At 60.6% G+C, this 8634-nt stretch carries 6 protein-coding genes and 4 tRNA genes; all 10 read right to left on the bottom strand.

What is annotated here, in order from left to right; translation table 11 throughout:
* Positions 1-516: 516 nt before the first annotated feature.
* The 10 genes from PSOLE_RS21210 to PSOLE_RS21165 all read right to left on the bottom strand — a co-directional run bounded on the left by PSOLE_RS21210 (position 517) and on the right by PSOLE_RS21165 (position 8623).
* Positions 517-593: transfer RNA gene (locus tag PSOLE_RS21210), tRNA-Arg, on the bottom strand.
* 70 nt (positions 594-663) lie between these two features.
* Positions 664-740, bottom strand: a tRNA-Arg gene (locus PSOLE_RS21205).
* Between the two features lie 212 nt (positions 741-952).
* Positions 953-1029 (bottom strand) — tRNA-Arg (locus PSOLE_RS21200).
* A 211-nt stretch (positions 1030-1240) separates the two neighbouring features.
* Positions 1241-1331, bottom strand: a tRNA-Ser gene (locus PSOLE_RS21195).
* Positions 1332-1392: 61 nt separating this feature from the next.
* Positions 1393-1578 carry a carbon storage regulator CsrA gene (csrA, locus tag PSOLE_RS21190; RefSeq protein ID WP_003244478.1) on the bottom strand — a complete coding sequence of 62 codons (186 nt, stop codon included), beginning with the start codon at positions 1576-1578 and terminating at the stop codon, positions 1393-1395.
* Between the two features lie 190 nt (positions 1579-1768).
* Positions 1769-3007, bottom strand: a complete 1239-nt coding sequence (locus PSOLE_RS21185) for an aspartate kinase (RefSeq protein ID WP_039964807.1) — start codon at positions 3005-3007, stop codon at positions 1769-1771.
* Between the two features lie 102 nt (positions 3008-3109).
* Entirely contained in the window at positions 3110-5734 is a 2625-nt protein-coding gene (gene alaS / locus PSOLE_RS21180) for an alanine--tRNA ligase (protein ID WP_074860097.1), read from the bottom strand.
* A gap of 339 nt (positions 5735-6073) precedes the next feature.
* Entirely contained in the window at positions 6074-7078 is a 1005-nt protein-coding gene (gene ltaE, locus PSOLE_RS21175) for a low-specificity L-threonine aldolase (protein ID WP_074860095.1), read from the bottom strand.
* A gap of 160 nt (positions 7079-7238) precedes the next feature.
* Positions 7239-8252, bottom strand: coding sequence for a succinylglutamate desuccinylase (gene astE / locus PSOLE_RS21170; protein WP_074860093.1), 1014 nt, complete (start codon positions 8250-8252; stop codon positions 7239-7241).
* A 92-nt stretch (positions 8253-8344) separates the two neighbouring features.
* Positions 8345-8623, bottom strand: coding sequence for a hypothetical protein (locus PSOLE_RS21165; RefSeq protein WP_003461883.1), 279 nt, complete (start codon positions 8621-8623; stop codon positions 8345-8347).
* Between the last annotated feature and the right edge of the window lie 11 nt (positions 8624-8634).

The raw sequence follows: 8634 nt of genomic DNA, 5'->3' as shown, positions 1-8634 counted from the left end.
GCCCGATACAGCAGCCCTTGCCCTGTGCTGTCGGTTTCACCCCGCGGGCGCAGTGCCTCGTCGCTGACGGAGCGAATCACGGCTTCACCGCTCATCGCCTGCGCCCGCCCCACCTTCTGGTGAGCATGTGACTTCAGGTCATGTCGCATCAGGATGGCCTATCGCACTCTCTCTCGTTCGGCCCTTCGTCAAAAAAAAACTACTACGGCCTCTGCTGACTTCTCGCTCCGGCTCGACCTCTGCACAACCGCCGGATCTACGCCACTTCGCCTTGATCACCAGAGCTTTGCGGTTCATTGCCCGCTCGCCCCGCTCCATAGCGCCTTCTATCCGGTTCTTGTTCATCGGCTCGCAGATTACGCTCCACGCTTCCTCCCCACGCTCGGTCACCCTCACGCAGTTGCGCTTCACTTCGTTCGCTGTGATCAACTTACGGCGGGACTTGCACCCGCAGGAGTGCGCCCATGCTGGGCGCACAAGAAAAAAGGGCCTGCATTGCTGCAGGCCCTTTCGGTATGGCGGACTCAGGAGGATTCGAACCTCCGACCGCTCGGTTCGTAGCCGAGTACTCTATCCAGCTGAGCTATGAGTCCATTTGGCGCTTTTTGACCAGATCACCACTGGCTGAAACATGACCTTGCATCGCTGCAGTGCCATTTAATATGGCGGACTCAGGAGGATTCGAACCTCCGACCGCTCGGTTCGTAGCCGAGTACTCTATCCAGCTGAGCTATGAGTCCGTTACAGATCACCCGAAAGCTACTGCGCTTGGTTATGCTTCGTTGAAACCGAACTCAGAATGCTCATTTAGAAAACTAAACTGCGCTTCTTCGTTCGCTTTCGCCTCGCCTACCCTTCGCTCGCTACGCTTTCGTGCGACCTTATGGCGCTTTTAGACCAGATCACCACTGGTTGAAACAAAATGGCTTGCAGCGATGCAAGCCATTCAATATGGCGGACTCAGGAGGATTCGAACCTCCGACCGCTCGGTTCGTAGCCGAGTACTCTATCCAGCTGAGCTATGAGTCCGTTACAGATCACTCGAAAGCTACTGCACTTGGGTATGCTTCGTTGAAACCGAACTCATAATGCTCATTTAGAAAACTAAACTGCGCTTCTTCGCTCGTTTTCGCCTCGCCTACCCTTCGCTCGCTACGCTTTCGCGAGATCTTTGGTGTTTTTATACCAGATCACCTCTGGTTGATTCGCCAGCCAGGCTTACGCCTGACTCGCCGAATAATGGCGGAGAAGGGGGGATTCGAACCCCCGACACCCTTTTGAGGTGTACTCCCTTAGCAGGGGAGCGCCTTCGGCCACTCGGCCACCTCTCCGCAACACGGGGCGCATGATAAACATGTTTTCCCCGTTTGCAAACAAAAATTTGTAGAAAAATTAGTGGCTTGGTTCGTCACCCTTCTCTTTCTGGATGCGCTGGTAGATTTCTTCACGGTGTACGGCAACCTCTTTTGGCGCATTGACCCCAATGCGCACCTGGTTACCTTTCACACCCAACACGGTGACAGTCACATCATCACCGACCATCAGGGTCTCTCCGACCCGGCGAGTCAGAATCAGCATTCCTTTCTCCTCAACGGATTACATTTCTCAGGACAACAGTCTGCAAAAAGAAAATGGTGCCGGCTTCCTGCTAAATCAAGCCCGAAGCCTCCACCCAAGTATTGACCAGCCCGCGTAGAAAGAAAGTTCCCACGTACCAGTCAAAAAAACGAAAGGCGCGGAACCAGCCGCGCCTTTCAAATCAATTGAATCACTCGCCCTGTCGGGCCGGAGCATCCAGCTCGAAAGCGGTATGCAGAGCGCGTACCGCCAACTCCAGATACTTCTCTTCGATCACCACGGACACCTTGATCTCAGAGGTGGAGATCATCTGGATATTGATGGCCTCCTTGGCCAGGGCTTCGAACATACGGCTGGCAACACCGGCATGGGAGCGCATACCGACACCGACGATGGACACCTTGGCGATATTGGTGTCGCCGACCACTTCACGGGCGCCCAGCTCGTCTGCAGTTTTCTGCAGCACGCCGAGGGCGTTGTTGTAGTCATTGCGGTGCACGGTGAAGGTGAAATCGGTGGTGTTATCGTGCGAGACGTTCTGCACGATCATGTCGACTTCAATGTTGGCGGCGCTGATCGGGCCGAGAATCTTGAAGGCGATACCGGGGATATCCGGTACCCCACGGATGGTCAGCTTGGCTTCGTCGCGATTGAAAGCGATGCCGGAAATGATCGGCTGTTCCATGGATTCCTCTTCATCAAGGGTAATGAGGGTGCCCGGCCCCTCCTGGAAGCTGTGCAGGACGCGCAGCGGGACGTTGTACTTGCCGGCGAACTCCACCGAACGAATCTGCAGCACCTTGGAACCGAGACTGGCCATTTCCAGCATCTCTTCAAAGGTGATCTTTTCCAGACGCTGGGCCTTGGGCACCACACGCGGGTCGGTGGTGTAGACACCATCGACGTCGGTGTAGATCTGGCACTCGTCGGCTTTCAGCGCAGCAGCCAGAGCCACGCCGGTGGTGTCGGAACCGCCACGACCGAGGGTGGTGATATTGCCGTGCTCGTCGACACCCTGGAAGCCAGCGACGACGACGACGCGACCGGCCTTGAGTTCAGTACGAATCTTCTGGTCATCGATCTGCAGAATGCGCGCCTTGTTGTGCGCGCTGTCGGTAAGGATGCGCACCTGATTGCCGGTGTAGGACACCGCAGGCACGCCGCGCTTGATCAGCGCCATGGCCAGAAGGGCAATGGTCACCTGCTCACCAGTGGACACCATGACATCCAGCTCACGCGCAACCGGCTCGCCATCGGTGATCTGTTTGGCCAGATCGATCAGGCGGTTGGTTTCGCCGCTCATGGCGGAAACCACGACGACAATGTCGTCACCGTTCTCGCGGAACTTCTTCACTTTGTCAGCCACCTGCGCGATACGCTCGATGGTGCCGACGGAGGTGCCCCCAAACTTCTGTACGATCAAAGCCATTTCAAAAAGCCGCCTGAATCCTCGAAGGGCGCCCATTAAACCCGCATCGGGTCATACTGCCAAGGCCCGCCGGACGCACTGCGGGCCCCGCTTTCTCGCTCGTTACGAAGCCTGCTCGACCAGAGTAGCGGCCAGAGCCAGGGCTTCATCCAGTTTACCGGCATCAACGCCGCCGCCCTGAGCCATGTCCGGCCGACCGCCACCCTTGCCACCGACGACGGCAGCGGCCTGGCGCATCAGATCACCGGCCTTGACCTTGGCGGTCAGATCCTGGGTCACACCAGCGACCAGCACCACCTTCTCGTCGAACACACCGCCGAGCAGGATCACAGCACTGCCCAGCTTGTTCTTCAACTGGTCGACCAGCGCCAGCAGCGCCTTGCCGTCCAGACCATCGAGACGCGCAGCCAGCACCTTGGTGCCCTTCACGTCCACGGCCGAACGGGCCAGGTCGTTACCGGCGGCGCTGGCGGCCTTGGCCTTGAGCTGCTCCAGCTCCTTTTCCAGCTGACGGTTGCGCTCAATCAGGGCCGAGAGCTTGTCCAGCACGTTGTCGCGGCTGCCCTTGACCAGGGAAGCGACTTCCTTGAGCTGCTCCTCGGCGCCATTGAGCCAGGCCAGCGCGGCTGCACCAGTGACCGCTTCGATACGACGCACGCCAGCGGCCACGCCACCTTCGCTGGTGATCTTGAACAGACCGATGTCGCCGGTTCGCGATACGTGGGTACCGCCGCAGAGCTCTACAGAGAAGTCGCCGCCCATGCTCAGCACGCGCACCTGATCACCGTACTTCTCGCCGAACAGCGCCATGGCGCCCTTGGCCTTGGCGGTTTCGATATCGGTTTCTTCGGTCTGGACCTCGGAGTTCTTGCGAATCTCGGCGTTGACGATGTCTTCCAGCTGCTTGATCTGCTCGGGCTTAATCGCCTCGAAGTGGCTGAAGTCGAAACGCAGGCGCTGACTGTCGACCAGCGAGCCCTTCTGCTGCACGTGATCGCCCAGCACCTGACGCAGCGCGGCATGCAGCAGGTGGGTCGCGGAGTGGTTCAGCGCGGTGGCCTGACGCACGCCGGCTTCGGCTTCAGCCTTGACGCTGGCGCCGACACTCAGGCCGCCCTTGACCACCACACCGTGGTGCAGGAAGGCGCCGCCGGCCTTGGTGGTGTCACGCACATCGAAACGCACGCCAGCGCTTTCCAGGTAACCGCAGTCACCGACCTGACCACCGGATTCGGCGTAGAACGGCGTCTGATCCAGCACCACCACGCCCTCCTCGCCTTCGGCGAGGCTGTCGACGGCGCTGCCGGCCTTGAACAGGGCGATGATCTTGCCGCTGCCGCTGGTGCCTTCGTAGCCGAGGAAGCGCGTGTCGGCGTCGACCTTGACCAGGGCGTTGTAGTCCATGCCGAAGGCGCTGGCGGAGCGGGCGCGCTCGCGCTGCGCTTCCATTTCACGCTCGAAGCCTTCCTCATCCACCGACAGCTCGCGCTCGCGGGCGATGTCGGCAGTCAGGTCGACCGGGAAACCGTAAGTGTCGTACAGCTTGAACACCACATCGCCCGGGATAACCGAGCCCTGCAGGCCAGCCAGGTCCTGCTCGAGGATCTTTAGGCCCTGCTCCAGGGTCTTGGCGAACTGCTCTTCTTCGGTCTTCAGCACGCGCTCGATGTGCGCCTGCTGCTGCTTGAGTTCAGGGAAGGCTTCGCCCATCTCGGCCACCAGCGCAGCGACGATCTGGTAGAAGAAGCTGCCCTTGGCACCCAGCTTGTTACCGTGACGGCAGGCGCGACGCACGATGCGGCGCAGCACGTAGCCACGGCCTTCGTTGGACGGGGTCACGCCGTCGGCGATCAGGAAGCTGCAGGAACGGATATGGTCGGCGACCACTTTCAGCGAGGCCTGACCTTCATTGGCGCAACCGATGGCCTTGGCCGAAGCGGCCAGCAGGTTCTGGAACAGGTCGATCTCGTAGTTCGAGTTGACGTGCTGCAGCACGGCGCTGATGCGCTCCAGGCCCATGCCGGTGTCTACGCTCGGCGCAGGTAGCGGGTGCAGGACGCCATCGGCCGTGCGGTTGAACTGCATGAACACGTTGTTCCAGATCTCGATGTAGCGATCACCATCTTCTTCCGGGCTGCCGGGTGGACCGCCCCAGATGTGCTCGCCGTGATCGAAGAAGATCTCGGTGCACGGGCCGCACGGGCCGGTGTCGCCCATTGCCCAGAAGTTGTCGGAAGCGTATGGCGCGCCCTTGTTGTCGCCGATGCGGATCATGCGCTCGGCCGGTACGCCAATTTCCTTGTTCCAGATCTCGTAGGCTTCGTCATCGGTGGCGTAGACGGTGACCCAGAGCTTTTCCTTGGGCAGATTCAGCCACTTGTCGGAAGTCAGAAACTCCCAGGCGTAATGGATGGCGTCACGCTTGAAATAGTCGCCGAAGCTGAAGTTGCCCAGCATCTCGAAGAAGGTGTGGTGACGCGCGGTGTAGCCGACGTTTTCCAGGTCGTTGTGCTTGCCGCCGGCACGCACACACTTCTGGCTGGTGGTGGCGCGGGTATAGGCGCGCTTTTCCAGGCCCAGGAAGCAGTCCTTGAACTGGTTCATGCCTGCGTTGGTGAACAGCAGGGTCGGGTCGTTCGCCGGAATCAGCGAGCTGGAAGCGACACGGGTGTGCCCTTTTTCTTCGAAGAAGCTCAGGAAGGCTTCACGGATTTCTGCGCTTTTCATAGGGATATCCACGGAATCAGGCGGCCACGGCAAAGCCGGCGAAGCAGACAAAGTGAAAACGTAGCGAGCGAAGGTCAGGCAAGGCGCCACGACCAACGGGAGTAACAGCCAAAGGCTGGCCCGAAGGGTGAGCGCCAGCGAATCAAACCGGCGAAGAACGCACTGGGCTCGCAAACGAGTTTACGAGTTGTAAATGAGCATTCTGAGCCGGTTTTTAACGCAGCATGACAGAGCGCAGTAGTTTTCACGCAGTCTGCAAAGGGCCGCATTATATCGGGCCTACCGCGCGCGGCTAGTACCTTGTTGATAGCCGACAGCTATGAACTGTCGGCATATCGCTCAATGAGAGCGAAAAGCGGCGAACGCCTCGATCACCCGCTCGATCTGCTCGGCGCTGACATCAAGATGAGTGACCAGACGAAGGCGCGGGGCGGCACTGACGGCGATGCCGCGTTCGGCCATGAAGGCCTTGATCTGCCCGGCGCGCTCACCAAGTTGCACATAGACCATATTGGTCTGCACCGGCTCGACGCTATAGCCCAGTTCGCTTAGTGCAGCGCCCAGGCGCGCCGCGTTGGCATGATCCTCAGCCAGGCGCTGAACCTGATGCTGCAGGGCATACAGCCCCGCCGCCGCCAACACCCCGGCCTGACGCATGCCGCCGCCGACCATCTTGCGCAGACGCCGCGCCTTGGCAATCAGCGCAGTGCTGCCACACAGCACCGAACCGACCGGCGCACCGAGGCCCTTGGACAGGCATACCGAGACCGAGTCGAAGTGCTGGGTGATTTCGCGCGCCGGCACCCCGAGCTTGAGCGCCGCGTTATACAGGCGGGCGCCATCGAGGTGCAGGCTCAAACCACGACGGCGAGTCAGTTCGCGGGCGGCAGCCAAATAATCGAGCGGCAGCACCTTGCCCTGCATGGTGTTTTCCAGGGCCAGCAGGCGAGTGCGGGCGAAGTGGAAGTCGTCTTGCTTGATCGCCGCCTCGACCCTGCTCAGATCCAGCGAGCCGTCGGCTTCACCCTCGATCGGTTGCGGCTGGATGGAGCCGAGCACGGCGGCGCCGCCACCCTCGTACTTATAGGTGTGCGCCTGCTGGCCGACGATGTACTCGTCACCGCGTTCGCAATGAGCCATCAGTCCGAGCAGGTTGCTCATGGTGCCGGTGGGGACGAACAGCGCCGCCGCGAAGCCCAGTTCATTGGCCAGCCAGACCTCCAGGCGATTAACCGTGGGGTCTTCGCCATACACGTCATCGCCCAGCTCGGCAGCCATCATGGCTTCGCGCATGGCTGCAGTGGGTTGGGTAACGGTGTCGCTACGCAGGTCGATCAGGGGCATGACAGGCTTTCCCGGCAATTGGCGAAAGGCCCATGCTAAAGAGGTCGCTCGGACGGTGCAAGATACAGTTGAGGGCAAAATCGCGGATAGCCGTGGGAGGCGCTTCAGCGGCGATCAATACGCCGCAGCATCGCGGCTAAAGCCCCTCCCACAAACGCCGCTACGCCAGGCCGGCGCCATCGTCCGGAACGATCAGAATGGCGGCGCGCAGGCCGTTCTTGACCTTGGGGTTGGGGAAAATGATCCGCGCGCCCTTCTCCTCCACCATCCAGCGACTGTCGGCGATGTCTTCGGCGAGCAGGTAACCGGGCTCCAGTTCGGTGAAGTTTTCGATATCCGCCGGCAGGTGCAACTGGAAGCTGTCGCTGTGCTTGATGACCTCACGTGATACCGCAAACAGCTGCAAGCCATCGAGCGTCGGCTCACCGCTGATCACTTCGCGCCCTTCGATCAGAGCGTGCAGCGCATTCTCCAGCAGGTCGAGGTTGACCAACTCGTTCTGGCCGAAGGCGCGCGCCTTGCCCAACTCCAGGGTGAAAGCCTCGGCACCAAGCTGCGCATAGGTGTAGGCGCTGAAGGTGATCGAAGACTTGTTCTGCAGCAGCACCGCCTCGATGCCGGCAGCACGCAGGCGCTCCAGCTCACGCCGCGAATGGGCGCGACCTTCCTGCCAGGGATAGAGGGCGAACTGCTCGATCTTCGAGCCGCGAATGGCGGTGTGCAGGTCGTAATGCAGGCGAGTGCGGCCTGTTTGCTTGCCGAAAAAGGTGGCGGCCAGATGCTCCAGGTCGCAGGCGCGAATAGCCTCGAAGCCACTGGATTGCTCGTGACGACCACTGAACAGGCGATTGAGGTCCTGCTCGATATAGCGCTCACCGCGGCGCATGGCCTCGGGATTGCCGAACAGAAAGAGAATACGCGCCGCCGGATGCAGTTCATTGCGCGCGATGCCGCGCAGCAGACGATCGAGCAGCTCGATTGGCGCGGTTTCGTTGCCGTGGACGCCGGCCGACAGCAGCAGGTCGAGTCCGTTGTCGCGCGCTGCAGGCGGCGTCACCTCCAGCGCACCTTCGTCGAGCCAACGCAGACGCGTACCATCGGGCGTCAGTTGAATCTTCGCCGACGGCTCATGGCCGGCCAGGGTCAGTTCAAGCAGTTTGCCGAGGGCAAGCATGGGGACTCCTTGGTTCGCAGCATTTTGGTAGAAGCGAGCGTCGCGAGCGAACAAGCGTTTTCGCGAGCAGAGCTCGCTCCTACAAGGTTCGATCAGTGATTGCAGTCCGGGCCATGAACATGATCGTCCTCATCGGCGATCATCGGCTCCATCTCCAACTGGAGGCTGACCAGGTTGGTAGCCTGCGGACGCAGCAGCAGGTTGACGTACTCGGTATCGCCCTCCTCCACGTCGACGCCGATCAGCAACTGATCGCCAACCGCCTGGACCCACAGCTCCTTGCCCTGCCAGACCACAGCAAAGCGGCTGCAGGAGGTCTCCAGCTGGGTGCCGTCGTTATCTTCAAGAATCAGTTGCAGCGCGTCGCTCATAAAATCTCCGG

The sequence above is a fragment of the Pseudomonas oleovorans subsp. oleovorans genome (genome assembly GCF_002197815.1).
Lineage (GTDB): Bacteria > Pseudomonadota > Gammaproteobacteria > Pseudomonadales > Pseudomonadaceae > Aquipseudomonas > Aquipseudomonas oleovorans.
This window is presented reverse-complemented; position numbering and strand designations above follow the sequence as displayed.